This window comes from Thermogladius calderae 1633 (genome assembly GCF_000264495.1).
Classification (GTDB): Archaea; Thermoproteota; Thermoprotei_A; order Sulfolobales; family Desulfurococcaceae; genus Thermogladius; species Thermogladius calderae.
The window spans coordinates 1195429-1220865 of the sequence record NC_017954.1 but is presented as its reverse complement, the minus strand read 5'-3'; the positions used below and the strand labels follow the sequence as shown (position 1 = coordinate 1220865).

The following is a 25437-nucleotide window of genomic DNA, read 5'->3' as shown; positions in this document are numbered from 1 at the left end:
AACACGTGGTGGCCGGGATTTGAAGGCACTCGTCCTAGTCGTGAGCGACACGGTCTACGAGGGTAGAGGGGAAGACACGAGTGGCGAGCTCGCGGTGAGGATGTTGAGGGAGAGGGGTTTCGAGGTCGTGAAAGTGGTCTCACCGAATAAGCCGGCCGAAATAATAAGGAGTCTGAGGGAGCACGACGCCAGGCTCGTGGTAGTCGTTGGAGGCACCGGACCAAGCCCAAGAGACGTCTCTGTCGACGTCGTGGAGTCTATTGCCTGGAGGGAGTTCCCTGGCTTCGGCGAGGAGTTCAGGAGGAGGTCGATTAACAGAGTGGGGCTGAGAGCCCTGTTGTCCAGGGCCGGCCTCTACGAGACGTTCGACGGGAGGGTAATGGCAGTGTTGCCCGGTAGCGCTGACGGAGTCGAGGTAGGTTTAAGTATTCTACTAGAGATAGCTCACCACTTACTGGAGGAGTCTTCGAGAATAACGGGCGCGCACCGGGTGGGGTAGCAGTGGTCGAGTCCGTGTCCTTCGACGTGTGGGGGACTCTCCTAGACCTGGACAAGACGCTTCAAGAAGCCAGCCGCGTTATAGCCGAGGCGCTGGGAGCCCCCTTCGAGACCGTCTACAGTAGGGTTCTCAAGGCCCACGAGGAGGCCCGTAAGGTGAGGCGATCATCCCTTATCCCGGGCAACGAGACCGTTAAAACGGGCCAGGCAATACTCGCCAAGCACATCGGTGTAGACCCGTCGGGGGTTGACTCGTTAATCCACAAGGCTTTCCAGGAAGTCGACCCTCATAGGATCGTCTACGACGACGTAGTCGAGACAGTTGAAGACCTCTACGAGGAGGGTCTAAGACTGGCCGTGGCCGGCAACGTCCTGTTCTGGCCTAGCTCCTACACGTGGAGGCTGCTCGAGAGGCTAAGTCTAGGCAAGTTCCTCGAAGCTAGGGTGTTCTCGGACGAGGTGGGCTTCAACAAACCGGACAGGGGCTTCTTCATAGCTCTTCTCGAGAAGCTAGGGGTCGAGCCCGGGTCAGTAGTGCACGTCGGCGACAACGTTATAGAGGACGTTGGAGGGCCCATGAGCATGGGTATGAAGGCAGTCCTGATCAGGAGGGACTTAAAGCTGACTCTCTCTATAAACCTGCTCGGGTTGGCCGTGGTGTCCTCCTTGAGGCAATTACCCAGCGTAATAAGATTGATATGACACCAACCCTCGTCTACGCCAGTACCTCGTAGTTAAGTTTATTAGGGTTAGTGGAAAACAAAAAACGCGGTGGGAAAATTGAGTGTGGGCGACAAGATAGAGAGGGCCATCGAGCTATACAAGCAGGGCGCACCGATCAAGAAGATAGTCGAGGAGGTGCACATCTCTACCAAGACCCTGTACAAGGCTCTGAAGGAGAGGGGGGAGAAGCTCAGGAAGTCGTCTCACCGGAAACTCACCGAGGAGGAGATCGAGAGGATAAAGAGACTCTACTTGGAGGGCTACTCCATATACCGGATAGCCAAGGAGTTCGGTCTCAGGCCTTCCAGGGTCTACAACGTCCTCAAGAAGCTATCGATAAAGTGAGCCGTTTTTGTAACATGATTTGTTAAATCCCCCGGACCACGTTATAGATTAACATGGAATAAAGGTCGACGTCTTCTCTCTCGGGGCTAACTCCATGTATTCGAGGAAGGTCGAGCTACTACACGGGGCGGGAGGTCTAGAGACGTTCGAGGTCGTGTCGAAGCTGATCGTAGCGAGAGTCCCCGACGCGTTGAGGAGAGCGATGAACGGTAGGGGAGTAGACGTCATGGACGACGGCTCGTACGTGAAGGTCGGCGACAGTTACTTGGTGTTCACCAGCGACTCCTACACAGTGAACCCGATCTTCTTCCCAGGAGGAGACATCGGCCACCTGGCGGCCAGCGGGGTCTTGAACGACCTCGTGGTAATGGGGGCGACTCCAGTTGCCTTCATGGACAACATAGTCGTCGAAGAGGGGCTGGACTTAGACGTACTCGACAGGGTCGTGGAGTCCATGCTCAGGGTCTTGAGGGAGAACAACGTGGCGTTGATCGGGGGCGACTTCAAGGTGATGCCCAGGGGGAGCGTGGACAAGATCGTCGTGAGCGGTTTCGGCATTGGCGTCTCGAGCTACGAGCCTATAATCGACTACCCGAAGGTGGGTGACAAGGTCATCGTCACAGGCCCCATCGCGGAGCACGGCTCGACGATACTGGCAGCCCAGCTGGGCCTCCTAGAGGAGAACAAGGGGCTGAAGAGCGATAGTAGGCCCTTGGTGAAGACCGTCCTCCCCGTGATCCAGAAGTACAGGCCGTACATAAGCGCGGCGCGGGACCCCACCCGCGGTGGACTAGCGGGGGTCTTAAACGAGTGGGTTTACGGGAGAGAGGTGAGCATTGTAGTCGACAGGAGCGAGGTGCCGGTCAGGGACGAGGTTAGGGGGTTCTTGGAGGCTATGGGTGTCGACCCCTTAAACGTCGCGTCCGAGGGTGTAGCCGTCTTAAGCGTCGACGCATCCGTCGCCGACGAGGTGGTAAGAGAGCTAGCTAGAGCCGGGGAGAGAGACGCTAGGATCGTGGGGGAGGTCGTCGAGATGCCGGAGCTCAAAGGCAGAGTGGTAGCCCGTACAGAGGTCGGGGGGCTTGTCTTAGTTTCGTCCAACCCGTTGAACCTCCCGAGGATATGCTGAGGCGGTGCCAGATGTGCCTGGGGTACCCAGCCGAGGTAGTCGACATCTACGAGTCCGAGAGGGGTCTCCCGCTGGCCAAGGTGAGGATAGGGGGGCTAGTCAAAGAGGTGATCCTCGCAGTCGAGGGCGTCAAGAAGGGCGACTACGTAATAGTCCACGCGGGCGTCGCGATATCGAAGATCGAGGAAGAAGAGCTGAAGGACATACTCGAGCTTTACAGGGACATAATGAGAGAGCTGGGTAGTTGACGGAGGAGGGTATGCGCGCAAAGAAGATCGTGGTAGTCGGCCTGGTACAAGGCGTCGGCTTCAGGCCCTTCATAGACAGGCTGGCGAGAAGGCTAAAGGTCGCGGGCTACGTGAGGAATGTCGGCGGCTCAGAGGTCGAGATCTGGGTCGAAGGGGAAGAGGGCGTACTCGAGGAGTTCGTCAAGAGGCTGGTCTCCGAGAGACCGCCGCCCGCCTTCATCGAGGAGCTGAGAGTCGAGGACGTGGAGCCGGAGGGCTACAGCGGGTTCACTATAAAGCCCAGCGGCTACGACTTCAAGGCGAGGTCGAACATACCGCCAGACCTGGCAATGTGCCACGACTGTCTACTCGAGGTGCTCAACCCCGAGGACAGGAGGTACGGCTACCCCTTCAACTCCTGCGCCTGGTGTGGCCCGAGGTTCTCCATGATCTACAGAGTGCCCTACGATAGGGAGAACACGAGCATGAGGAAGTACCAGCTGTGCGGCGAGTGCACGCTAGAATACAGAGACCCGGAGAACTTGAGGAGGTACCACGCACAGGGCATCAGCTGTCCCCGTGACGGCCCTAGACTGCTCCTGCTAGACAGGAACGGCTCGGTCGTCGACGAGAAAAGCCCGATAGAGACAGCAGCGAAGCTTGTCGAAGAAGGGGGGATAGTCGCAGTCAAGGGGGTCGGGGGCTTCCACCTCGCTGCCCTCGCAACAAGCGACGACGTAGTGGCGGTACTTCGGGCTAGGAAGCGTAGGCCCCGTAAACCGTTCGCTGTCATGGGTATAGACACGGTAGTCCTGAGGAGACTGGTCTACATCACAGAGGAGGACGAGGAGCTCCTAAACTCGCCGCAAGCCCCCATCCTCCTGCTCCCCAAGAGAGAGGACACCCCCGTCTCGCCCCTGGTGTCTCCGGGGCTGAGCCACGAGGGGGTATTCGTCGCCTATACCCCACTCCACTACCTCCTACTGAGGGCTACACGCGACAAGTTCTTGATCATGACGAGCGGGAACCTATCGGGGGAGCCCATGTGCAAGAACGAGGAGTGCGCCTTCAGGGAGCTAAAGAACGTAGCGGACTACTTCCTTGTACACGACCGGGAGATCGTCCACAGAGTAGACGACAGCGTGGTGAGGAAGACAAACGGGAGGTACGTCCTGTTGAGGAGGAGTAGGGGCTACGCACCGCTGTGGACCAGGCTACCACAGAAACTTAGGCATAACGTCGTAGCGTTCGGCGGCGACTTGAACAACACCATAGCAGTAGGGTTCGAGGACAAGGTGGTGGTGTCACCCTACGTGGGGGACTTAGACGAGGTCGAGACCGTCTCGGAGCTGAGAGAGTACCTAGATTTCCTCATCGCGTCCTACCGCATTAGCAGAGAAGACATGGTTGTGGTCTCAGACAAACACCCCGGCTACGTGTCCACCGCGCTGGCAAGGGAGTACTCCAGGGAGACAGGTGCTAGATTAGTCAGTGTACAGCACCACCTATCACACGTGTTATCGGTTGTCGGAGACCACCGCCTCAACGGGAGGGTGGCGGGCCTCGCGATCGACGGCTTAGGCTGGGGCGACGACGGCACTATATGGGGTGGAGAGGTCATTGTGGTAGACGCTGAGAGCGGGGCCTACCAGAGAGTCGCGAGCATACGCCCCGTCCCTCTCACAGGAGACATGGACACGCTGAGACCACTCAGGGTATTCGCCGGCCTCATGACGTTGAGAGGGTACAGCGAGGAGGAGCTCGCAAGAGTGTTGCGGAGAATAGGCGTCGGGGAGAAAGAGTCCGGCGAGCTTCTACTAGTACGCAGGCTCGTCGAGAAGGGCTTGTACAGGCCTGCCTCGAGCACGGGTAGGCTGATCGACGTCGTGTCAGCGGTACTCGGCGTGTGCCGCGAGAGGTCCTACGACGGTGAGCCGGCTATAAGGCTAGAAGCAGAAGCCTTCAGGGGAGAGTACGCCGACCCACCCGAGGTCACGTTATACGAAGAGAACGGCGTGTTCAGGCTGGACACCTGGAGCTACGTCGAGTGGGTACTGGACAAGATAGACGAGCCTAGGCCGGTTATCGCGAGGACCTTCCTGGAGTCGCTAGGCGAGAACCTCGGGAGGCTGCTAATCAGGTCTACGCGGGGGCTAGGTGTAGGAAGCGAGGTCGTAGTTTCCGGGGGTGCAGCCGTTAACGAGTTTATAGTGAGGGGCCTAGAGAGGGTCGTGAGGGAGGAGGGCCTCAAATTACTGCTACCCTCAAGAGTACCGCCGAACGACGAGGGGGTCTCGTTTGGGCAGGTCGTCTACTGTTTGGTCTCTGAGGACTGTGGCTGAGCCAGTTTCTCTCTGAGCTTTACAATGGCGTCTAGTATGGCCTCGGGCCTAGGCGGGCACCCTGGTACGTAGATGTCCACGGGCACTACCTTGTCAGCCCCCCTCAGTACGCTGTACGACTTCTGGAACACCCCCCCGTCAACAGCGCAGGCGCCCACGGCTACAACGAACTTAGGCGAGGGCATCTGGTCGTAGAGCCTCTTGAGCCTCTCGGCACTCTTCTTCGTCAAGGCCCCTGTCACAACGAGTATGTCCCCGTGCCTTATGGAGGGGGCCAGCTTCACCCCGAACCTCTCCGGGTCGTACAAGGGCGTGATCGCAGCCAAGACCTCTATATCGCAACCGTTACAAGCACCGGTATTAAAGTGGACTAACCAGGGAGAGTACCTAACGAATCTACACTTCACCTTACCGCACGCCCCACTAGTTATGAGTGCTCGACCAGTGTAAAAACCGAGGTGTTTGGTTACCCATACTAACACTCGTTTTATTAGCCTTGTCTCGAAGTAAAAACTCACAGAGTCCTATGACGACCACTGTAGCCCAAGCGGGAGGATTCGTAAAACCGAACAGGAGAGTTTTCACCGTAGAGCCTTCCAGAGTCAGGAATGTATTCCTGGATTTGGTCCGGGAGAGAGGTCAGGAGGGGTTTTACGTCTCGACTATTGTCGGCGTGGATTTGAAGGAGGAGGGCTTGATCAGAGTAGACTACTTCGTCGTCCTACTACCCGAGGAAGAGACAGTGGTATTCCGTACATCGGTTCCGCGGGACAACCCAGTAGTAGACAGTATCGTGGACATCGTCCCCGGGGCGCTGAGCGGGGAGCTGGAGACTCACGACCTCCTTGGAGTCTTGTTCCGGGGCAACCCCCACCTCAGGAGGGGGTTCTTCGTCCCCAGCGACGTCGCCGAAAAAGGTGTCTACCCGTTGAGGAGGGGTTAGAATGGTGGACAAGGTCGTAGAGCTACCTGTCAGCATTGAGGTACCTGTGGGCCCGCAACACCCGGCGCTCCACGAGCCCATCCTTTTGAAGGCCTACGTCGACGGCGAGACGGTAGTCAAGGTCGAAGTAAACACGGGGTACAACCACAGGGGGATCGAGAAGCTCTGCGAGCAGAACACGTTCTACAAGGACATATTCATAGTGGGTAGAGTCTGCGGGATCTGCAACACAGTCCACACCGACGTGTACGTGAGGGCCCTGGAGCAGATACTCGGCCTAGAGCCTAACAGGAGAGCAAAGTATCTAAGGGTCGTGGCGATGGAGCTGGAGAGAATACACAGCCACATGCTGATAAACGCGGTCATGGCCGAGGTAGTGGGCTTCGACACGCTCTTCATGAACATCATGTTGGACAGGGAAAAGGTCATGAAGGCCAAGGAGATCCTAACGGGGGCGCGCGTAATGGCCGACTACATGATGGTAGGAGGGGTCAGGAGAGACCTGAGCGACGTGGACGCCGGGAGGATATCCAAGCTCGTTGAGCAAGTGAGGGAGAGGCTGTCTTACTACAAGAGGGTGTTCGAGGAGGACACCACGATATCCAAGAGGCTAATGGAGGTAGGCGTCTTGAAGAGAGTCGACGCCGTCAGGCACACGCTGCTAGGCCCTGTTGCCAGGGCCAGTGGCGTGAGGATCGATGCGAGGGTGAGCGACAAGTACGACGCCTACGACGAGCTACCCCCGGAGGTGGTAGTGCGGGGTGAGGGCGACAGCTGGGCTAGGATGATGGTGCGGTGGGACGAGGCACTGGTATCGGCCGAGATAGTCCTCGGCGCGCTGAGTAAGCTCCCGAGAGACGGCAGCCCTGTCCCCGACGAGAGAAAGTTGCCGAGAAAGTTCCCGCCCGGGGAGGCCTATACTAGAGTAGAGGCCCCGAGAGGGGAGCTCACCTACTACGTAATGAGTGATGGGAAGGCTAACCCCTATAGGGTCAAGATTAGGACTCCCTCGTTCACCAACATCATCAACTCCGCCTTCCTCTACGAGGGCTACACGATAGCGGACCTTCCCGTCATACTCGCGAGTCTAGACCCGTGTATCTCGTGTATGGAGAGGGCTGTCGTCACGGATCTCAGGACGGGTGAACGGAGGACCGTGCCCTTCACCCAGCTCAGCGGGGTGGATAGGAAGTGGCGAGGCCGAGACTTCTACCTGCTATAGTCAAGAGCCTCCTAGGGAGGCCTTCAACAGTACAGTACCCCTACGTCAAGACGGATGTCGAGGCGTCCTACAGAGGCAGGCACTACGCTGACCTGAAGAAGTGCACTGGCTGCTCACTCTGCGCGATCGAGTGTCCAGCAGACGCGATAACTATGACTCAGATACCGGCACACTTCGAGGCCCCGAAGTCCAACCCCAGGAGAGTCTACCCCAAGATCGACTACGGAAGGTGTGTGTTCTGTTACAGGTGTGTGACGGTGTGCCCGTTCGACGCGTACGTCACCACGAACTTCTACGAGATGGCGGGGCCGAGGGAGAACACGAGCGAGCAGTTGAGCTTTACCACTCTCGAAAAGGTGGTCTGAGTGTTTGTCCAGGAGTTCATAGCAGCCGTGATCCCCCTGTACCTGGTCGCGACAGTACTCTACCTCTACAGGGCCTTGAAAGGCCCAACGATACCAGACCACGTCCTCGGAGTAGACCTGCTAAGCTACAACCTCGCAGTGCTATTCATAGTCCTGGGCATCTTTTTCGAGGAGCCGATACTGATAGTCACGGCTATACCTCTGGCTCTCTGGATTTACGCTCTCGACATCTACGTGGCAAAGTACCTGGAGAGGAAGGTGATGGGGGCTTGATAGAGGAGCTCCTGGTGTACACGGGGCTCGGCCTGATCGCACTCGGCGCCTTCGCTCAGCTGGTCTCGGGGATTGGTGTTAACAGGTTCAGGAACTTCTACTTGAGGCTTCACGCTGCTACGATAGGTTCTATATGGGGCTGTGTTTACCCGATCGCTGGTGCCGGGCTCGTAGCGTTGGGCTACAAGGAGCTCGGGCCCTACTCGACCTTCATGGCGGGGGCGGCGTTTGTGACCTCCTTCCTAATCCTGATCCTCTCGCCAGCCGGCTCTCACGCACTCGCTAGAGCCGCACACAAGACGAGGCAAGCCCTCGTCGAGCCCTGTGTACACGACGCGCTAGACCCCTCCATGTGCGTCAGGGGTGGCGGCTCGTGAGTTTAGACCTCTTGATATACGCGGTCGGCGCGGCGGCGTCCCTGATGTCCGTGGTAGCGGTGTACCTCGCTCTAGTCGAGAGAGACCTCGTGAAGGCCGTGATATACAGCGCTATTCAGAGCGTGTTCTACTCCCTACTCTTCTACTTGTTCATGTCGCCCGACATAGTCCTGGTCTACCTACCTGTGGCAGGAGGCGTCTTGCCCGCTCTCCTACTTGTCTTGATAAGTAAGACCGAGAGGTTCGAGAGGGAATGAGAAGGGTCGTAAGTCTCGCTGTGCTCGTCAGTATTGTCCTCGGGATGAGCCTCCTCATAGTCCTCTCGGGGCAGTCCTTCTACCCCTCCGAGAACCTCCGGTGGCTCGCAGTAGTTTACTTGAACACCACGTACAACCCGTACCTACCGGACTTTACTGTTTGGAGCCCCGAGTCGGTTACGGCGATCGTTTGGGACTACAGAGGGCTTGACACGCTCTACGAGACGACCGTCTTCTACCTCGCTATAATAGCTGGCCTAGCCCTAGGCAGGGGTGTCAAGAGGCTGAACCAGAAACCCACAGACGAGTCAGGCCTCTCCCCCATAGTCAAGACCGTTACGAAGATAACAGGCCCCATGATACTCGCAGTGGCTGCCTCGATAGGGTTACACGGGCACCTTACTCCGGGAGGAGGCTTCCAAGGCGGGGCTACTGCGGCTGTCGTACCCGTGGTCTTCATCGTAGTGTTCTCGTCCTTCTACTTGTTGTGGAAGGGCGTCTCCTCGCAGAGGATGCTGACTCTAAGGAGTGCCGGGTTGATAGGGATCGGTCTTACGTCGATAGCGCTCTTCCTGGCAGGACTACTACTCGGACTCCCATCCTACGTCTTCCAGAACATAGACAAGACAACCTCACCTCTCTCGATGCCCTACGACGTTCACGGGGCTCTATTGAGTGGTACTCTCTGGTGGTTCAATTTGTTCGAGTTCCTCGCGGTCTCCTCTGGTTTCACGCTCGCCTTTATAATACTTATGACCCCGGAGGCTGAGGAGAAGTGGTAGGCTTCCTAGCCGAGTACATGTTCACCGTCATCTACCTATCGCTCTTCGTGAACCTAGGGCTAACGCTCTTCGGCCTGTTCTACAAGCCCCACTATATTAAGAAGCTGATAATGCTGAGTATCCTCGGGGACACTTTGAACATGTTCACGATTTTCCTCGGCTACAGGGCTTGGCCAACCCCCACCACTCCTAGCAGGCCGCCGATCCTCCTCACTTATCCTTTCGAGAACACGAGTGTCCTAGTGGAGTTCACTTCTAGAGCTGTAGACCCTCTACCCCAGGCACTCGTTTTAACAGCTGTCGTCATAGGCTTGGCGGTAATGGTCTTCCTGATCTTCCTGGGAGACAATTTGTTCAAGCACTACGGAACACTCGACATGAGGGAGATCAGGAGGCTGAGAGGGTGAGGGCAGCCAAGGCTATACCGGTCGTGCTACTAGCCTTCGTCACTTACATCGTGTTCTCTGGTAGCACGAGTGGCTACGACTTGGTGACAGGGCTCATGGTGTCCGTGGTCGTAGGAGCACTATTCGCCAATATAACAGTCGAGAGACCGAGCAAGCTCCTTTCTCCAAAGAGGTGGTATTGGGCTTCGAGGTATGCTCTCAGGTACTTCATAATCGACGAGACCAAGTGTCACATCGACGTCGCCAAGCGTATACTGAGCCCGCGAATGCCTGTCAACCCTGGTATAGTAATGGTACCCTTCGACGCCGAGTCGGACTACACCATGACCGCTATCGCGAACTCGATAACGAATACACCCGGTACTGTTGTGGTAGAAGTAGACAAGAAGAACAAGGTCTTCTACGTCCATTGGATAGACGTCGCGTCTACAGAGCCCAAGGAGGCAAAGAAGGGTGTTTCCGAGACCTTCGAGTACTACTCGAAGAAAATATTCGACTAGGTGGGAGGATGCTGAGAGAGCTGGCTTTCAACCTCCTGGGTGTTTTCCTACCCGTGACAGCAATCGTGGCGTTCGCCATCCCTCTGTTAGGAAGGGCGCGGAATAGTGTTCCCTGGGCACTAGCAATGTTCGCAGCTCTTTTCGACGCGGTCACAGCGACCGTCGTTTACGCCGCGGTCGCAACGGGCGATAGACCGCTAGTCTACCCGTTTGGCGGGTGGCCTCCACCGATAGGCATAACGTACGAGATCGACGCCTTCAACGGGGTTTTAGGCTTGCTAACCGGCTGGGTGGTCTTGGCGATAACCATCTACTCCAAGTGGTATGAGAAGGAGATGGACGAGCCGGTCTGGTACTACACTCTCTTAGTAGGCCTCATGATAGGCCTGCTAGGGTGCCTGTACACAGGCGACGCCTTCAACTTGTTCGTGATGATAGAGGTCTTAAGCATCTCCGCTTATGGGCTGGTCGCCTACCACAAGCAGAGGGCCGAGGCTGTTGAGGCAGCGAGCAAGTACGCGCTGATAGGCGCGGTGGCCACCAACATGTACTTCCTGGCACTCGTGATAATATACGGGAACTACTCAACCCTCAACATGGCCGACCTCGCCCTGGTCGGTAGGGCCTACTTGGCGTCGCCTCTACCAGCACTCCTGGCGGTCTCCTTCTCACTATGGGTTTTCACGTACAAGGCGGCCGTCTTCCCCAACCACTTCTGGCTCCCCGACGCGCACCCAGAAGCGCCCACACCGGTTTCCGCGGCCTTGTCGGGGCTCGTCGTCAACATCGGCGTCTACGCTGTGGCCAGGTTCTTGTACACCATATTCGGGTACAACAACGCGCTCGGTGTATACCGTCACGTTGTACTACTGGCACTACTCTTACTCGGGTGCGCCAGTGCCTTACTAGGGGCTTTCATGATGCTCGTCCAGAGAGATATCAAGAGGCTACTGGCCTACAGCACTATCAGCCACATAGGCCTAGCTCTAATGGTCGGCTCCCTGGGTTTCGTGGTAGCGGGCAGTGCTCTAGTCTTAGCGCTCACAGCAATGGTCGCCCACCTGGTCTCCCACAGCATTAGTAAAGCCACGTTATTCATGGCCAGTGGAGTGTTCATACACGAGGCGGGGTCGAGAGACCTCGACGCGATGAGAGGGCTTGGGCGTGTGAGGCCTCTCTCCGCTATCGCTATGACCGTCTCCTTCATGAACTTGGCTGGCTTCATACCGTTCGTAGGTTTCTTCTCGAAGCTTATGATGTACCAGGCCTTCCTAGACGCGGGCCTACCGATCCTCGCGTTCATCGTGATACTCGTGTCGGCGGTAAGCTTACTCGGCTACATGAAGCCTATCTACTCGATAGCATTCTCTTTCAAGAAGGACGCGCCTGTCTCGAGCCCGAAGATCGAGCCGGTAGAGGTCCTCCTAGTCGCGATGACCGCGAGCCTCCTGGGACTAGGGCTCATCCTCGGGCTGAACCCAGGCGTTTTCTCCCAGCCGGCTTCGAGCCTTACACCACAGGGCGTGGACGACTACATCAAGGCTTACCTCGAGGCTAGAAAGACGCTCGGTGGTCCGTATGGGTAGGGTACTAGAGCTCGACGTCTACCATGCTGTCATCCTGACAACGGGGCTCATGGTACTCGTGTTCGCTGCACTCTACGGCCTCTACTTGCTAGTACGCAACAAGAACGTGAGGTACACGAGTGTATACTTGTCCGCTGAGGGCGAAGACGTCGTGTCAAACCCGACGCCTGGCGTAGGAGGGCTGTACTGGGCCTTCATAAGGCAGTACGCGAGGAGGGTCTACAGACTACTACTGGACAGGGTCCAGACGGGTAGCCTAGCGGACTGGTTCTACTTCATCTCGTCGTGGCTAGGCGTGCTCGTACTGCTATCGATCATCTTAAGCTTGCTGTACCTGGCGGCGAGGTGGTAGGATGGACTACTTAATGCTCGTGTTCACGGCGCTCGTCTTCCCCGGCCTGCTATTCCTGTTCGTGTTCTCGCTGCTCGTAGAATACGCTTTAAGGAAGGTAGTGGCCCGAATGCAGCGGAGGATGGGCCCGTCGTATACGGGACCGGGCGGTGTGCTCCAGCCGTTCGCGGACTTGCTTAAGCTGGTCAGAGACAAGGAGGTGGTGGCCAACAGGTATTCGATGCCGAGACTAGCCGAGTCCTTGCTGGCACTCGGGATATCGTCCCTAGTAGTGGCCGTCCTGTTCACACCGCTCAACCCTTACGCTATATCGGCGCCCTTCGACTTCTTCATATACATGTACCTTTGTTGCTTAGTGTCACCACTCCTGCTGATCTTTGCCAGCCTCTCGATGCCCGGTCCCTACACCGTGGTGGGAGTTTCTAGAATACTGAGCTTCGTCACGGTCTGTGAGCCAGCGTACTTCGCCTCGCTCCTAATACCAATGGTGCTCTCGAGCGGGGTAGACCCCGGCTACAGCATCTACGCCACGTCAAGGTCGGTCTACATGTACTGGGCTAACCCGCTAACGGCCCCCTTAATGGTCTTGTCCCTTGTCTCGTCCCTCGTGACGCTGCAGGCAAGGGCGATGCTCAACCCGTTCAACGTACCCGAGGCGGAGCAGGAGATCATAGCGGGTTTCGAGACCGAGTTCTCGGGCCCCGTTCTCGGGCTGGCCAGGCTGTTCCACGACATCGAATACTCCGTCACCATGCTGTCGATAGTCTACTTGGTCCTCGGAGGCCCCTACCCTTACCCCCACCTCTCAGTCCAGGGCTTGGTACTGCTCGCGGCCAAGATGGCGCTCGTATTCCTGGCGTCGAGCCTACTGAGGGCTTCAATGGGCAGGCTGAGGGTCGAGCAGGCACTCGACGTCATGGCCAAGTATTCTCTAGCACCCTCCTTGCTAGGCGTAATCCTGGCCTCTATTTACACACTACACTAAGCACGGGTCTGGACACCTAAAAAGGTGTGAAAAGATAAAATGTCGAGCTGAATCACGATAGAGTAGAAGGGGCGGGTATGAGGGTTCTAGCTCTAGCGCTGGTCTTCCTGGTGATATCGGTTCTCGCGTTGGCTTACCAGGCCTGGTCGGAGGCTGGGAGGCAGATCATCATCTACGGAGACCCGAGGTGCCCTCACTGTAGAAACACCTACGCTTACCTGAGCAGCCTCTTCGGGTCCGACGTAACTTTCTGTGACATATCGTCCAACAGCTCCTGCCAGAGGTGCTACGAGAACATCGCGAGGGACTTCTACGAGGGCTACGAGGCGGTGCCAATAACACTCTTCGTGGTCGACAACACTATATCCGGAGTCGTAATGGGGGAGATATCAAACTACACGGTAAACAGCCCCAGTATACTTGACCCTCTGCTGGCGCCCAACAACTCCACTACGGTGAAAGCCTACGTCATCTTCAACAAAAAGCTTCTTGAGGTGAGCAACGTTACAGGGGCGTCGCAACAGGCGCTACTAGAGAAGTACGACGTCTTCTACAGCCACGGTAGTACGGGTCCCATGGTCAGCGTGGCGGTGAGCGGTGTGGACTACCTCGCTTTGATACCATCACTGGTGTTCCTCAGCCTACTCGACTCCGTCAACCCGTGCGAGCTAGTGACTTTCTTCAGCCTCGCGACCACCTCTATTAGCGGGAAGAGAAGGTCTTACGGACCACCCATACTCTTCATACTACTCATTTATATTGGCTACTTCCTACTAGGCCTGGGTCTATACCACTTCGCGAGAGTCGTTAACCCACTCCCCCTCGCACTCGTAGCACTCGCAATAGGCGTCTACAATACGCTGAGGCCGAGCACGCCATCTTCCTTGGAGAAGTTGAAGTGCGGGTGGTGCGAGAGGCTCGGGATCAACGTCTCGAGTAGCGTCTCTTACCTTACAGCAGTCCTCCTCGCTATAATCTCTGTCACGGTTCTACTACCGTGTACGGCTGGGCCATACGCTGTCTTCGCGGCAATCCTCAAGAGCGTGGCGCCAATGCTAGCGATCGCACTCCTCCTGCTCTACAACCTGATCTTCGTCCTACCTCTCATTGTGATACTGGTCGTAGTAAAGAGTGCCGTGAGGCAGAAGAGGCTTGCGAAGTGGCTCTCCAGTAACTCAAGCGTGTTGAACTTCCTTACAGGGCTCGCCCTCGTGTTGATATCCCTCTACGTGATACTCACGTCCCTCTAGAGCGACTAGACCTCCCTAATCACGGCACCTCTGTTGTCCGCCCCTGTTACGCAGACCCTGTACTCGCCTAACCTCGATACCGAGTCAGCTACCTCCCTAGCTCTGCCCTCGCTCTCCGCGAAGACGTAGATCAGGGGCCCCCACGAGCTCTGACCGTAACCTCTCACACCCAGCTTCTCCAGGTGCTCGACCACCTTCGCGGAGGCCGGATTGAACAAGCCGCCCTGCTCCTCCTGGAAGAAGCCGCCAACGAGCTCCTGCAGCCTGCCCAGCGCCTCGGCGAAGGTGGACGGGTCTCTCTCGATGACAGCGGGGACTAGCCCGTAGTGTAAGAGCCACGCTGCTTCGTGAACTCTAGCCACCTCGTAGAACTTGGGCCTCCTCATCGCCCTCTCCTCTTCTTCACCGCTCAACCCTGTGCCCCTCGGCAGGATGAGCACGAACCTCCACTCCTCGGGGAAGTCCAGCCTGACGGCGAGTGGGGCTATACGCGTACTCCTACCCCGCCCCGCGTCCACTATGAAACCGCCTCTCATGAAGGAGTATACCCCTATACTGGACACTCTCCCCCTACCCAGCTCCCACGCCAGGTCTAGGGGGCTGTACTCTATGCCGTGGAGCCTCAGGGCGCCCACGGCAATTGACAGGAGTAGCTGAGTAGTGGTCCCGAAACCAGCGTGCCTGGGAGGGACCTCTCTTACGACGGCTCTTACGCCCCTGACGCCCCTACCACGCAACACGCTCGCCAGCGTAGCTTTCTCACCCTCCTCCAGTACAGGCGGTAGCTCGAAGCGGTCGCTCGGGTAGACCTCCACTACTACGCGCGGGCTCTTCACTGCCACTCCGGCGCTACCGTACAGCCTGTAAGGGGCCACGCCGTGCGGGTTCACCAGCCCGAAGTGCAGACGCGACGGGGCCGACACCTCGACGCCTCTGCTCATCCCGACACCACTCTACCGAGGAATTCCACCGCGTCCTTATACAGCTTGTTATCGGACACCCTCCCTATTATCCCCCTCACCACATTGAAGAGCGTGGTGTAGTAGCTCGAGCCCTCCACGTCGCCCTTCTCCCTGAGGACGGGTACCTTCGTCGCGTACACGATCATCTCGATCAGCGCGGCGTCGGCCCTGGAGTAGGGGGTGAGGGCCTCCCCCAAGTCTACGCATAGAGGCTCGAGGTCTACTACCTTGACGCCGTTGGAGGGCCGTACACCGGTGACGAGCGTCTCTATATACGCCTCAGCCCCGACTAGGCGCGGCGCCTTAACGCAGCGGGCGTCCACGAACTCTAGGCGGGTCTCGACGCGGCCCTTGAAAGCGGAGGCCAAGTAGTAGAAAGGGTTCCTAGCCAGGTTCAGCACAACGAACCTCACTTGGTCTACGACCCTGTAGAGCCTCGTCTCCGGGTAGAGCCTCGCCCTCAAAAGGTGGCCGGAGACCCGGAACCCTAAGGGCGTGTGGTAGACCGCGCCGTCTACGTACGTCGAGGCGATCGACTCGTAGACCACGCCAGTGTAGAGCCTGATCATCATCCGGCGTGCCACCGGCCGCGCTACGACTGTCTATAAGCTTATTTGAGTATAATACCCTTCATATACCGTAGAGAAGCGCGGAGAGCTGTTGTTGTAAGAAAAGGAGAAACGACATGCCCTTCCACAGAGTGGTGGACGAGGTATTCGCGCTCGCCGAGAGAGTGCTGAGGAGTACGGGGCTCTACGGTGTCTTCTTTGTCTCGCTCGTGTCGAACTCTATCCCTTTCGTTGCTCTACCCTACCTGGTGTACATAGTCGTCTACGCCTCGCGGTTCACAGACTTCAGGAGCTTGGTCCTCATAGCGGTCGTCAGCGGGATAGGTGCTGGACTGGGCAAGATCATCATCTACTTTATAGGCAGGGGCTTTAGCAGCATATCGCCCGCCTCGAGGACTGTCAGGAACTGGTCGTACCTGGCCTCCAGGCACAGGGTGGCGGGCTTCTTCGCAATCCTGTTCGTGGCTATTACACCAGCCCCCGACGACGTCGTCTTGATACCGATGGGGTTCGCGTCCTACAGCATTGCTTTGTACGCGATCGCCGTGTTCCTGGGCAAAATAGTCCACTCGATACTGGCCGTCGTCTACGGGAGGACAGTGTTAAACCTGTTCGAGGAGAAACTGGGCCTCCCACTCTGGCTGTCCACACTCCTGCTCATCGCGTTGACGGTCATCGTAGTCTACGTAGTCGGGCAGGTGGACTGGGTCAAAGCGACCGAGTTATACGCTAGCCGCGGTCTGGCCACGACCTTAAAGTTCGTCCTCGTGTCTGTTGCCGACGCCCTCGTAAAGCCCTTTAGGCACCTAGCCAGGTCGGTGACAAGGGTACTAAGCTTTATCAGGAGCAGGATGTAAGAAGTAGGTGGGATGAAGAAGAACCCGGGAATGTAGCCTCGAGCGATGACATGATAGACTTAAAGCGGGCGCTGACCACCTGTTTCTTGGCCGCAAAGTTTAAATTTTACCCGTGAGGAAAAATAACAGGGGGGACCTTGGCAGAGGAGCCCGTCTCAAAGGCTATGACCAGGGTAATACTCTACGCGATCTTAGTAGCCTCGTGATGGGCGTCCTCCAGTGGTTCTTCACTCAGGGCCTCAGCATGCTCTACGAGGCCACGAAATTAGGTGGCTTCCTGACTTTAAAGGACTACGCGGTGTACGTCTACATAATAGTGTTGCTGGTGCTCGGTTGGATGATCGTAAACGCTGTGGCCTCGCTCTTCTACGCCATGACACTGCCCAAGTACGGCAAGTCCACGGCAGCAGCCGTGAGGAGCATGATCAGGATACTGGGTATCGGCGGCCTCCTCGCGGGTATAGCCGGTGGTGTGGCAGGCGGGGCGGCCGGGGTGGCCCTTGGAGGCTTCATAGGCTTAGTGGTGGGCTTCGCCACTCAGAACGTGCTGAGCCAGGCCGTGGCGGGCATGTTCATTCTACTGGCGAGGCCGTTCAAGATAGGGGATGTGGTCGACATAGCTGGCGAGAGCGAGGTTACAGTAGAGGACATAGGGTCTATGTTCACAGTCGTTAAGAGGAGGGACGGACTGACAGTCCTAATACCGAGCTCCATGATCGTCGCCCAGAAGATAGTCATAAGGTCTAGAGCCAGCTAGTCTTCTAACGCCTACCAACCTTTTTTCACTAGGAGCAACGGTACTAGGTTGAGTATCACTAGTAGAAACACCGTCGTGTTGAGCCCTAGGATAGTCATAACGAAGCCAGACGTCAGGGTGCCTACCAGGCTTGAGGCCTCGGCTACCATGTTGAACAGGCCTACGTTACTCCCGCTCGTCGTAGTTACGTAAAGGGTGTAAATCGTCGTGTCGATCACCAGGTTAGAGATGTAGATCGCCGCCAGGAGAACCGAGGAGAAGCCGAGGTCAGGCCTCCAGAATATGATCCCCACCACGCTCACGATCTTGATTAGAGTGGCCAGAGTGAAGGCTCCTTTGCTAACGACTTTCGGCGGTAGGACGAGCATTACCGTGAACCCGATCATCTTCCCCACCCCGTATAAGGTGATGACGTCAGGGGTCTTGAGGCCCATTAATCGTATGAATACGAATGGTAGAGGCGTGAACAGGTACTCGTTACCGACCCTGAAGGCGGCCAGCGCAGCGGCGATGAGACTCAAACTAATCCCGTCCTTGACAAACCTCTCAATGATAGTATTGACTTTCTCGCCATCCGCGTAGTCCAGGCTGGAAATGGTCAGGTAACCGTGTATCCTTGTAAGGCCCTTCTTCAGGTAGCTCTCTATTCTAGTCAGTATTTTCTCGAAGCGCAGTGACGGCTGCGGTATCTCCAGTATTAGGAGGGCGTTACCGGCTAATACGAATACTGCTATGAGCTGAAAGTACCAGGCCTCCAATAGGCTACTCCACACCCTGGAGATACCCAGCAAAAGTAGCCCCTCGAATAGGACGGCCAGCTGTGCGAGCCTCCTGCTGTAGTGAGACCACTGGTGGCTTGGGTAGGACTCGAGAACAGCCGTCTGGCAGCCTGTCTTTACGTACGAGTACGTGACCGCGTGGAGCACGTACGCCGTGTACAGCAAGGTCGCACTCTTCCACATGACAGACATGTAGAAGAGAGGGAAGAAGGAAGCGAACACCAAGAAGCCTATCAAGGTAGGCCTCTTGGTTAAACCGGCGTTTGAGAGCACGTTCGAGTGTCTCAGCGAGGGAATGACCGCGGCGGTCCACAAGGCGTTGAGTATACCGAGCTCGATTAGGGTGAAGTTGAGCAACCTGACAGCTACGATGTTGACCAGTAAGTCCATGACGCCCAGTGTCGCTAGCGCTAGACCGGCTATATAGAGCCACATATGGTTCGCCAGAATTAACTCCCGTGGCGTCTAGTTTTTAAACGGGGGTGTCTCGTGTAGTCAGGCGGATTTCACGTAGCCCCCGAACTGGTCCCAGCCGTAGATAGCTACTTTGTTGACCCCTTCTAGTTTGAGCCCGGAGCCCTCTACGACTTCGCCTATCACCTCGTACTCCACGCCGTAGGACTCAAGGTCTTCGACGACGTTGCCGAGACCCTCCTTGCTCACGGTCATGACTACCCCGTACTCCTCTCCCCCGTTCAAGGACAGCTCGTACAAGCACTGGAGCCTCCCCTCGCAGAGCTCGTAGACCTCCTTGAAGACTAGAGGCGGTTTTTCGACCCTGAAGCCGACCCCGCTCAACCTAGAGATCTCCATGATGGTGAACCCCAGCCCGTCGCTCACGTCCATGCTTGCGTGGATGCTTTTGTAGTTGAGGGCGATCACAGTCCCCACCCTCACGTCCACGAGGGGCCTCCTCGTCTTCTCGACAACCCAGGTGGTTCTCGAGGCCTCCTCTACACCTCTAAGGGCTACGTAGCCCATCGCCCCGTACCTCCCCGTGACGACCACGGCGTCTCCGGGCCTAGCGCCGCTCCTGGGCGGGGGCCTCTTGGCTGTAGTGAAGCCGATCATCGTCACTGATATCCAGGGGTCCCTTGAACTGTTAGTGTCGCCACCAACCCAGCTCACACCGTAGTAGTTGAAGGCCTCGCTCAGCCCGCGGACAATGGCCTTCGCCTCGGACAGGTCCAGGTCGGGGCTCAGCCCGAGCGAGACGAGCGCGTAAGCCGGTCTCGAGCCCTTGGCGATGTGGTCGCTAACAGCCCCCGTAGCGATAGCCCAAGCCGCGTCCCCGAGGCTCCTCCAAGGGAGTTTAACGCTCGCGATAGAGGAGGCGTCGACTGAGACTACGATCCTAGGAGCTAGCGGCAGGAAGTCCACTGCGTCGTCTGGGAAACCGAGCCGCGAGAAGGGCGGTCTCTTACCGAGGTAATTGCGTAGCACGCCCTCGATGAAGAGCCTCTCCGTGAGCTCTCCCAGCTTCATTAGGGCACCTAACTCATTTTAAGAGAAGGCGATAAATATTCTATCCTGGCCTCTCGAATAGGGGTTTAAATGAGCGAGCTAGAGTACACCGTAGAGAGGGCCGGCGCTCACGCCCTCCTCTACGCCGCCTCAACAATCGTCTATCTACTAGTCCAAGTCGTTACACTAATGGTCGTGGCCAGGCTACTTGGTCCTGCCAACTACGGCCTCTACAACCTGGCGTCTATACCCGTAAGCGTGTTGTCGTTGCTCACAGACTTCGGGATAGACGCGGCGGTGCTGAGGTACTCCTCCCTCTACGCTAGTAGAGGGCAGGTCTGCCGGGTCGCCTCGCTGGCTAAGAGAGCGTTCCTACTCAAGCTCACGTTGTCCCTATCGGTTGTAGCCCCGGCTCTCCTACTGGCGGAGCCTCTAGGTCAAGCCCTGAGTAGCAGGAGCGGTATCGGACTCTACGTCTCCCTCTATACTCTCGTGCTAGTCCCCCAAGTACTCGTCGCAGACGCCGCTAGCCTCATGGTCGGCCTGGGGAGGGCGGGGTCCAGGACTATAGTGGTCATAGCCCAACCACTCGCGAGGCTGGCAGCAGTACTGGCACTTTTCAGTCTAGTGGGTCCAACAGTTGAAAACGCGATACTCGCCCTAGCCGTCTCCTACGTGGTGGGTATCACAGTATCACTAACTTTGGTAAAGGACGTCTTGTCGTCGCGTGGCTGCGGTTTCGAGATGAACGAGGTCGTCGGGTACGCGCTGACGGTCTACACGGGGAGCGTGGCTGGAGCTGTTGTCGCGAGGCTCCAGAGCTACTTACTAGGGTTCATAACGGCCCCCATGGGCGTGGTCGGCAACAGCGTGGCGGGCTACTTCAACGCCGCATACAATTTCCTGGGCGCTATAGGAGCGGTCTACGGGGCTCTGGCAACACCCCTCCTCCCGCTCTTCGTCCACCAGTCGAAGAACGAGGAGGGCTTTAAAGGCATAGTCGAGGCGGTGCTAGCGACCCTCTTCGCCCTCACACTACCGCTATCCCTAATCTCGATCCTGTACTCCGGCGACGTAATCAGGACAGTGTACGGCCCGGAGTATGCTGAAGCAGGCTTCTACTATACAGTAATATCCGTCTCTCTACTCCTATGGCCCTTCAGCGTCGTCGCGGGCAGTGTGATCCAGGCTTACGGTGTCAAGCGGGTGATCCTGCTCTCCAACACGATATCGCTGGTCTCTGGCGTCCTCCTCTACCTAGGTCTGGGCCTAACCCTCGGCGTAGCCGGGCTGGCTATAGCCAGCGCCCTGGCCAGTATACCCGTCTTAGTCTACCAGCTCTCATACCTAGAGGGCTCCGGGTTTAGGATGGAGTACTCGAAGTACCTGAAGACAGCTGTAGCGTCTGTGCTCTCCGTCCTCGCCTCAATCCCCCTAACAATGCTCCTGGCGCTTTCCGTTGCTAGACTCGTACTCGGCTTTACGTTCACGGCCCTCTTCTACAGCGTACTCTTGGCGGCCCTCAACGCACTAAGCGACGTAGAGCTCTCCTTCCTGGTAAGGATCTCCAGGAGCATCCCTGTACTCGGCTGGATACTCGGGGCTTACGTCGTCTTCTATACCAGGCTGAGAGATTTCCTGGCAAGACTACTCTGAACCGATAAATTACCTGGGTACCCTAATTATAGAGCAAACAGCACGCAAGGTGTTTACGTTGGGAGTGAAAGGCATTAAAGAGCTGGTCAGCATACACGAGGCTGTCTCTAGACTAGCGAGAGTACTAGCGAAGATAGAGTTGGACGTGGAAGAAGTAGACGTGGCAGAGGCCTATGGTAGAGTCCTAGCAGGCGACGTCGTCGCCTTAGTAGACCACCCGGGCTTCGATAGGAGTGCGGTGGATGGGTACGCGGTCGTCAGCTCCGACACGTATAGTGCCAGCGTGTTCAATCCCGCCGAGCTGGAGTTGGTAGACGCCCCCGTCATAGGCCCTGGTAAGGCTAGACCGATCAGTACCGGCGCACCCCTGCCGAGCGGGGCCGACGCCGTGGTCATGGAGGAAGACGTGAAGAGGGTCGGCGGGAAGATACTCGTGTACAAGCCAGTAGCCCAGGGCTCTAACGTCTCGAGGCGCGCTGAAGACTTCGCTAGAGGCGAGGTCTTGGTCAGGGCTGGAACAGTCCTCGACTTCAGGAAGATACCCATCATATACGCTTCTGGCTACAGCACTGTAAGAGTCTTTAGGAGACTGAGAGTAGGCGTGGTAACTGTAGGTAGCGAGGTCGTCGAGCCCGGCCCCGGCACAGCTGGTTTGGAGGGAGGCCGTGTCTTCAACTCAACGGGATACGTTGTGTTGTCATACTTGAGGAGGCTCCCGTTCATTGAGGCTAGGTACTACGGCGTCATACCCGACGACCTACACCTGCTCGCTGACTTCGTAACCAGGGCGCTCGCGTTGAACGACATTGTCATAACCACCGGGGGAACAGGCCCTAGCGAGGGAGACCTGGTCTACGACCTCGTCGAGAGGGGCGGGGCCTGGGTCTTCAGGGGGGTGGCGATGAGGCCCGGTAGGCCGACCAGTGCTTCGGTGGTCGACGGGAAGCCCGTGCTCCACCTCAGCGGCTTCCCCCTGGCTGCGTGGGTCGGCCTGGAGGGGGTCTTTAAGGCGGCGCTCGTGGAAGCGTTTGGCTTAAAGGGGCTCGGCAACCTGATCGTCTACGCCAAGCTCACGAGGAGACTGCCTAACCAGGCGGGCTACACCACGTTCGTGAGAAGCACGTTGACAGCCGGCGTCGGGGGGCTACCGCTAGTGGAGCCGTTCATGTTGAGGGGTAGCGGGTTGTTGAGAAGCCTAGCGGAGACGAACTCGTACATCAGGTTAGAGGAGGGTAGTGAGGGGTTCGAGGAGGGCGAGGTCGTACCCGTCTACCTTGATTAGCCTTAAATGGCCGCCCAAGCTACGAGAGTCCACCCGTAGAGGATAACACGGTCGGGTCGCACCGATGAGCTTGAGCGAGGGAAGGACTAGTAGCAGGGTCAGAAGGCCCACCAGTGTGATGAGTAGAACCACAGTTGTTGCCACAATGGCCAACTCCTCTCGTGTCCAGTGAGCTGTTTCTGATGCCCGAAGGGTCCTATGTGCGGAAAAAGCGTGGGGTGAGGACGGGGGGCAAAACTCGAGGGGTCTACAGAGCCGACAAGAACACGTCCTTGACTACCTCCTCGGTGACAGGGAAGGGCGTGTTCCCAACCATGTACTTCAGTCTGCTGAACAAGAACTCCGCGACTCTACCCGCGTCTTTCTCCGTGAAGCCGTAGTCGCTTAGCCTCTCCTTGAAGCCGACTCGCTCCTGGAAGGCCTTTACGCTCTTCATAGCCCTCTCGGCGTCCTCGGCGACAGGCTTGATGTACGGGTTTATAGGCTTGAGTAGCCTCGCGGACACCTCTGGGAGAACCTTGTGGGTGTAGTAGACCACCCTTGGCCCCAGCAACGCTAGGCCCGCTCCGTGGGCTAGCCTGGGCTCGAAGCCACTGAGGACGTGTTCTATCCCGTGGACGAGGTGAGTAGACGCCATGTCTATGCTCAGACCCGCCAGCATACTAGCGTAGAGCATACTCGTCCTTAGACCTATGTCCTTCAAGTTGTTGACTAGCCTAGGGAGCTTCTCGCCTATTATCGCGATCGCCTCGTACGACAGCGTCTCGACTAAGGGGTAGGAGACAGTGGACGTAGCGGACTCGTAGGCGTGGTAGAAAGCATCGAGGCTCGTGTAAATGGTCTGCTCCAAGCTGAGCGTAAGGGTGTACCTGGGGTCGTCCACGCTGACGTCCGGGTAGGTCACCGAAAGACCGTGCTTCTCTTTCGTCTCGTCGACGGTGACGACAGCGTACCTGTCGACTTCAGTGCCAGTGCCGTGGGTCAGGTTGACGGCGAGTAGTGGGAGCTTCCTCTTCGGCTTGGCCCCCTTCAGTAGGTCCTCGAACCTCGACCCGGCCACGGCTATCACCGAGGCGACCTTCGCTACATCGATCACGCTGCCCCCGCCTACAGCCACCACTGCGTCAACGCTCTCCCGCCAGAACAGCTCGCCCGCTCGGAGCGCCTGGCTAAGGTACGGGTTCGGAGTCACGTCGCTGAAGACAACGTGCTCGACCCCCCTCTCGTTCAGAATATTAAAGAGGTCGTCGAGGGCACCGGAGACCTTTGCCGACTGGCGGCCCATAACTATACCTACCTTCTTCTTACCCTCGAGAAACCACGCGGCCTTCTCGAGAGAGTTCTCCCCGAAATAGAGTGTCACTTCTTCGTGCTTCAGTCTAAAAGGCTTCACTTTACTCACCTTGACTAATTTTCTCTACAAGCCTATTTAATTCTTGTCTATGACGATGAAGTCCTTCACGGCTAGAAGCCCGTAGATCCTCGCGGAGGCCTCGATCAAGCCGAATAAGGGGATGGTGAAGACGAGTACGGGCTCTCCAGCCTTGTATGAGCCGTAGAGGTACGCCGACGCGTAGTATAGGCCGGCTGGTAGTATGAACCAGAATATACCTGCTGCCAGTACAGCCGGTAGCATCGCCCAGGACGCGGTGAAGACTAGGCTCCAGAAGAACGCCCTGAACCCTACAACGAGCTTCATGGGCAGGGGGCTGTGCTTGACGTCCGAGATGACCCCCTTGAACCACCTCCCCCTCTGCTTGATCAGGTCGGCTATGCTGTTGGGGCTCTTGATGAGGACCCTCGTACTGCTCTGCCACGTCCTGTACCCCCTCTTGACGAGCTCTACAGAGAACCTGAAGTCCTCGGTGATGCTCCTGTAGCTGAACCCCACCTCCTTCAACACCCTCCCCTTCACTATGAGTAGCTCGCCGTGTAGCCCTAGGAGCGGCCTCCCGAGCAGGCCTGTGAAGAACCTGTACAGGGTTACGTCGTCTAGGAACCTGACCCAGTCCATGACGTAGGCCAGCTTGCTCCTACCCATCCTCGGCACGAGGACGCCGTTCCCGACGAAAACACCCCTAGACTCGTAGTAGGGTATCTCGTAGAGGAAGTTGTCGTCTAGTATAATGTTGTCGTCGTCTATGAAGACGTACCACTTCTCCCTGTCCACGTAGTTTTCGATGAAGTAGTTGAGGGCCCTCCCCTTACCGACGAGGTCCCTCCTGTACCACCTGGGGACGACCACGAGCTTGACGTGCCCGAGCCTCCTCAGCTCGGGTAGTAGCGGAGACTCCTCGTCTACTACCAGCGTTACGCCTCCGAACCTCCTCGCGTGGTAGCGGACCGTCTCGAACAGGCTCTTCCTCACCCTCTCGTCGGCCTTGGAGACTACGACGATCTCGAAGCTGCTCGCCTTCACGCCCTCCCTCTTAGGCCTGTACAGGATGTAGCCCGTCAAACCTATAGCGAGAATAGCCATGTAGGCTATGGCTAGCCCCTCGACAACCCCTATAGCGTCGCTGACCAGGTCCGGCATCACTATCACATT

30 protein-coding genes are annotated in these 25437 nt (G+C 57.3%); 23 read left to right on the top strand and 7 right to left on the bottom strand.

Going from position 1 to position 25437, the window contains the following annotated elements:
* Positions 1-19: 19 nt before the first annotated feature.
* The 6 genes from TCELL_RS06570 to hypF all read left to right on the top strand — a co-directional run bounded on the left by TCELL_RS06570 (position 20) and on the right by hypF (position 5264).
* Positions 20-499 (top strand): MogA/MoaB family molybdenum cofactor biosynthesis protein, encoded by a 480-nt coding sequence (locus TCELL_RS06570; protein ID WP_014737956.1) that lies wholly within the window; start codon positions 20-22, stop codon positions 497-499.
* A 2-nt stretch (positions 500-501) separates the two neighbouring features.
* Complete coding sequence (locus TCELL_RS06565) at positions 502-1200, top strand: HAD family hydrolase (RefSeq protein ID WP_014737955.1); 699 nt, start codon at positions 502-504, stop codon at positions 1198-1200.
* Positions 1201-1284: 84 nt separating this feature from the next.
* Positions 1285-1566 (top strand): helix-turn-helix domain-containing protein, encoded by a 282-nt coding sequence (locus TCELL_RS06560; RefSeq protein WP_014737954.1) that lies wholly within the window; start codon positions 1285-1287, stop codon positions 1564-1566.
* Between the two features lie 94 nt (positions 1567-1660).
* The gene (hypE, locus tag TCELL_RS06555; RefSeq protein ID WP_014737953.1) at positions 1661-2695 is read left to right on the top strand and encodes a hydrogenase expression/formation protein HypE; all 1035 of its coding nucleotides are present in this window, start codon (positions 1661-1663) and stop codon (positions 2693-2695) included.
* Between the two features lie 11 nt (positions 2696-2706).
* Complete coding sequence (locus TCELL_RS06550) at positions 2707-2943, top strand: HypC/HybG/HupF family hydrogenase formation chaperone (RefSeq protein WP_014737952.1); 237 nt, start codon at positions 2707-2709, stop codon at positions 2941-2943.
* Positions 2940-5264, top strand: coding sequence for a carbamoyltransferase HypF (gene hypF / locus TCELL_RS06545; protein WP_338064504.1), 2325 nt, complete (start codon positions 2940-2942; stop codon positions 5262-5264). The genes TCELL_RS06550 and hypF overlap by 4 nt, the downstream gene beginning before the upstream one ends.
* On the opposite strand, the gene TCELL_RS06540 is transcribed toward hypF, so the two are convergent.
* Positions 5234-5671, bottom strand: coding sequence for an NADH-quinone oxidoreductase subunit B family protein (locus tag TCELL_RS06540; RefSeq protein ID WP_014737950.1), 438 nt, complete (start codon positions 5669-5671; stop codon positions 5234-5236). The genes hypF and TCELL_RS06540 overlap by 31 nt on opposite strands.
* Before the next feature lie 119 nt (positions 5672-5790).
* Here TCELL_RS06540 and TCELL_RS06535 point away from each other — a divergent pair, with 119 nt between their 5' ends.
* The 13 genes from TCELL_RS06535 to TCELL_RS06475 all read left to right on the top strand — a co-directional run bounded on the left by TCELL_RS06535 (position 5791) and on the right by TCELL_RS06475 (position 14563).
* Positions 5791-6207 carry an NADH-quinone oxidoreductase subunit C gene (locus tag TCELL_RS06535; protein ID WP_014737949.1) on the top strand — a complete coding sequence of 139 codons (417 nt, stop codon included), beginning with the start codon at positions 5791-5793 and terminating at the stop codon, positions 6205-6207.
* A gap of 1 nt (position 6208) precedes the next feature.
* Positions 6209-7429, top strand: a complete 1221-nt coding sequence (locus TCELL_RS06530) for an NADH-quinone oxidoreductase subunit D (RefSeq protein WP_014737948.1) — start codon at positions 6209-6211, stop codon at positions 7427-7429.
* Positions 7399-7794, top strand: a complete 396-nt coding sequence (locus TCELL_RS06525) for a 4Fe-4S binding protein (protein WP_014737947.1) — start codon at positions 7399-7401, stop codon at positions 7792-7794. The genes TCELL_RS06530 and TCELL_RS06525 overlap by 31 nt, the downstream gene beginning before the upstream one ends.
* Complete coding sequence (locus tag TCELL_RS06520; protein ID WP_014737946.1) at positions 7795-8067, top strand: MrpF/PhaF family protein; 273 nt, start codon at positions 7795-7797, stop codon at positions 8065-8067. It begins immediately after the preceding gene.
* Positions 8064-8444: a monovalent cation/H(+) antiporter subunit G gene (gene mnhG, locus TCELL_RS06515; protein WP_014737945.1), complete on the top strand. Its 381-nt coding sequence runs from the start codon at positions 8064-8066 to the stop codon at positions 8442-8444. Before TCELL_RS06520 ends, mnhG begins: the two co-directional genes overlap by 4 nt.
* Positions 8441-8701, top strand: coding sequence for a hydrogenase subunit MbhD domain-containing protein (locus TCELL_RS06510; protein WP_014737944.1), 261 nt, complete (start codon positions 8441-8443; stop codon positions 8699-8701). Before mnhG ends, TCELL_RS06510 begins: the two co-directional genes overlap by 4 nt.
* Positions 8698-9483, top strand: coding sequence for a Na(+)/H(+) antiporter subunit B (locus TCELL_RS06505; protein WP_014737943.1), 786 nt, complete (start codon positions 8698-8700; stop codon positions 9481-9483). The genes TCELL_RS06510 and TCELL_RS06505 overlap by 4 nt, the downstream gene beginning before the upstream one ends.
* Positions 9477-9890 (top strand): sodium:proton antiporter, encoded by a 414-nt coding sequence (locus TCELL_RS06500; RefSeq protein WP_014737942.1) that lies wholly within the window; start codon positions 9477-9479, stop codon positions 9888-9890. Before TCELL_RS06505 ends, TCELL_RS06500 begins: the two co-directional genes overlap by 7 nt.
* Positions 9887-10390 carry a Na+/H+ antiporter subunit E gene (locus TCELL_RS06495; RefSeq protein WP_014737941.1) on the top strand — a complete coding sequence of 168 codons (504 nt, stop codon included), beginning with the start codon at positions 9887-9889 and terminating at the stop codon, positions 10388-10390. Before TCELL_RS06500 ends, TCELL_RS06495 begins: the two co-directional genes overlap by 4 nt.
* Positions 10391-10398: 8 nt before the next feature.
* Positions 10399-11976: a proton-conducting transporter transmembrane domain-containing protein gene (locus TCELL_RS06490; RefSeq protein ID WP_014737940.1), complete on the top strand. Its 1578-nt coding sequence runs from the start codon at positions 10399-10401 to the stop codon at positions 11974-11976.
* The gene (locus TCELL_RS06485) at positions 11969-12328 is read left to right on the top strand and encodes a hypothetical protein (RefSeq protein ID WP_014737939.1); all 360 of its coding nucleotides are present in this window, start codon (positions 11969-11971) and stop codon (positions 12326-12328) included. Before TCELL_RS06490 ends, TCELL_RS06485 begins: the two co-directional genes overlap by 8 nt.
* Position 12329: 1 nt before the next feature.
* On the top strand, positions 12330-13313 hold the full coding sequence (locus tag TCELL_RS06480) for a complex I subunit 1 family protein (RefSeq protein WP_014737938.1): 984 nt from the start codon (positions 12330-12332) through the stop codon (positions 13311-13313).
* A 77-nt stretch (positions 13314-13390) separates the two neighbouring features.
* Entirely contained in the window at positions 13391-14563 is a 1173-nt protein-coding gene (locus tag TCELL_RS06475; protein WP_014737937.1) for a cytochrome c biogenesis protein, region, read from the top strand.
* A 5-nt stretch (positions 14564-14568) separates the two neighbouring features.
* Here TCELL_RS06475 and TCELL_RS06470 read toward each other — a convergent pair whose 3' ends face one another.
* The gene (locus tag TCELL_RS06470) at positions 14569-15504 is read right to left on the bottom strand and encodes a beta-ribofuranosylaminobenzene 5'-phosphate synthase family protein (protein ID WP_014737936.1); all 936 of its coding nucleotides are present in this window, start codon (positions 15502-15504) and stop codon (positions 14569-14571) included.
* Positions 15501-16097, bottom strand: coding sequence for a DUF447 domain-containing protein (locus TCELL_RS06465; RefSeq protein WP_014737935.1), 597 nt, complete (start codon positions 16095-16097; stop codon positions 15501-15503). The genes TCELL_RS06470 and TCELL_RS06465 overlap by 4 nt, the downstream gene beginning before the upstream one ends.
* A gap of 113 nt (positions 16098-16210) precedes the next feature.
* On the opposite strand from TCELL_RS06465, the gene TCELL_RS06460 reads away from it, so the two are divergent.
* Positions 16211-16951, top strand: coding sequence for a VTT domain-containing protein (locus tag TCELL_RS06460; RefSeq protein WP_014737934.1), 741 nt, complete (start codon positions 16211-16213; stop codon positions 16949-16951).
* A gap of 205 nt (positions 16952-17156) precedes the next feature.
* A complete protein-coding gene (locus TCELL_RS06455; protein ID WP_014737933.1) occupies positions 17157-17708 on the top strand; it encodes a mechanosensitive ion channel domain-containing protein in 552 nt (183 codons plus the stop codon).
* Between the two features lie 11 nt (positions 17709-17719).
* Here the strand turns inward: TCELL_RS06455 and TCELL_RS06450 are convergent, their stop codons facing one another.
* Complete coding sequence (locus TCELL_RS06450) at positions 17720-18922, bottom strand: hypothetical protein (RefSeq protein ID WP_014737932.1); 1203 nt, start codon at positions 18920-18922, stop codon at positions 17720-17722.
* Between the two features lie 60 nt (positions 18923-18982).
* On the bottom strand, positions 18983-19972 hold the full coding sequence (locus tag TCELL_RS06445) for a thiamine-phosphate kinase (RefSeq protein ID WP_014737931.1): 990 nt from the start codon (positions 19970-19972) through the stop codon (positions 18983-18985).
* Positions 19973-20041: 69 nt separating this feature from the next.
* Between TCELL_RS06445 and TCELL_RS06440 the strand changes: the two genes are divergently transcribed.
* Together TCELL_RS06440 and TCELL_RS06435 are read left to right on the top strand one after the other, a co-directional pair.
* The gene (locus TCELL_RS06440) at positions 20042-21607 is read left to right on the top strand and encodes an oligosaccharide flippase family protein (protein WP_014737930.1); all 1566 of its coding nucleotides are present in this window, start codon (positions 20042-20044) and stop codon (positions 21605-21607) included.
* Between the two features lie 64 nt (positions 21608-21671).
* Positions 21672-22889, top strand: coding sequence for a molybdopterin molybdotransferase MoeA (locus TCELL_RS06435; RefSeq protein WP_014737929.1), 1218 nt, complete (start codon positions 21672-21674; stop codon positions 22887-22889).
* 247 nt (positions 22890-23136) lie between these two features.
* Here TCELL_RS06435 and TCELL_RS06430 read toward each other — a convergent pair whose 3' ends face one another.
* Positions 23137-24291: an iron-containing alcohol dehydrogenase gene (locus TCELL_RS06430; RefSeq protein WP_014737928.1), complete on the bottom strand. Its 1155-nt coding sequence runs from the start codon at positions 24289-24291 to the stop codon at positions 23137-23139.
* Positions 24292-24318: 27 nt separating this feature from the next.
* Positions 24319-25425, bottom strand: coding sequence for a glycosyltransferase family 2 protein (locus TCELL_RS06425; RefSeq protein ID WP_048163368.1), 1107 nt, complete (start codon positions 25423-25425; stop codon positions 24319-24321).
* Positions 25426-25437 lie beyond the last annotated feature (12 nt).

Bases quoted from the DNA above. Each gene is read 5' to 3' on its own strand.
- hypE (WP_014737953.1), top strand. From the start codon at position 1,661: ATGTATTCGAGGAAGGTCGAGCTACTACACGGGGCGGGAGGTCTAGAG.
- TCELL_RS06550 (WP_014737952.1), top strand. From the start codon at position 2,707: ATGTGCCTGGGGTACCCAGCCGAGGTAGTCGACATCTACGAGTCCGAG.
- TCELL_RS06535 (WP_014737949.1), top strand. From the start codon at position 5,791: ATGACGACCACTGTAGCCCAAGCGGGAGGATTCGTAAAACCGAACAGG.
- TCELL_RS06530 (WP_014737948.1), top strand. From the start codon at position 6,209: ATGGTGGACAAGGTCGTAGAGCTACCTGTCAGCATTGAGGTACCTGTG.
- TCELL_RS06505 (WP_014737943.1), top strand. From the start codon at position 8,698: ATGAGAAGGGTCGTAAGTCTCGCTGTGCTCGTCAGTATTGTCCTCGGG.
- TCELL_RS06490 (WP_014737940.1), top strand. From the start codon at position 10,399: ATGCTGAGAGAGCTGGCTTTCAACCTCCTGGGTGTTTTCCTACCCGTG.
- TCELL_RS06485 (WP_014737939.1), top strand. From the start codon at position 11,969: ATGGGTAGGGTACTAGAGCTCGACGTCTACCATGCTGTCATCCTGACA.
- TCELL_RS06480 (WP_014737938.1), top strand. From the start codon at position 12,330: ATGGACTACTTAATGCTCGTGTTCACGGCGCTCGTCTTCCCCGGCCTG.
- TCELL_RS06475 (WP_014737937.1), top strand. From the start codon at position 13,391: ATGAGGGTTCTAGCTCTAGCGCTGGTCTTCCTGGTGATATCGGTTCTC.
- TCELL_RS06470 (WP_014737936.1), bottom strand. From the start codon at position 15,504: ATGAGCAGAGGCGTCGAGGTGTCGGCCCCGTCGCGTCTGCACTTCGGG.
- TCELL_RS06465 (WP_014737935.1), bottom strand. From the start codon at position 16,097: ATGATGATCAGGCTCTACACTGGCGTGGTCTACGAGTCGATCGCCTCG.
- TCELL_RS06460 (WP_014737934.1), top strand. From the start codon at position 16,211: ATGCCCTTCCACAGAGTGGTGGACGAGGTATTCGCGCTCGCCGAGAGA.
- TCELL_RS06455 (WP_014737933.1), top strand. From the start codon at position 17,157: ATGGGCGTCCTCCAGTGGTTCTTCACTCAGGGCCTCAGCATGCTCTAC.
- TCELL_RS06450 (WP_014737932.1), bottom strand. From the start codon at position 18,922: ATGTGGCTCTATATAGCCGGTCTAGCGCTAGCGACACTGGGCGTCATG.
- TCELL_RS06445 (WP_014737931.1), bottom strand. From the start codon at position 19,972: ATGAAGCTGGGAGAGCTCACGGAGAGGCTCTTCATCGAGGGCGTGCTA.
- TCELL_RS06440 (WP_014737930.1), top strand. From the start codon at position 20,042: ATGAGCGAGCTAGAGTACACCGTAGAGAGGGCCGGCGCTCACGCCCTC.
- TCELL_RS06425 (WP_048163368.1), bottom strand. From the start codon at position 25,425: ATGCCGGACCTGGTCAGCGACGCTATAGGGGTTGTCGAGGGGCTAGCC.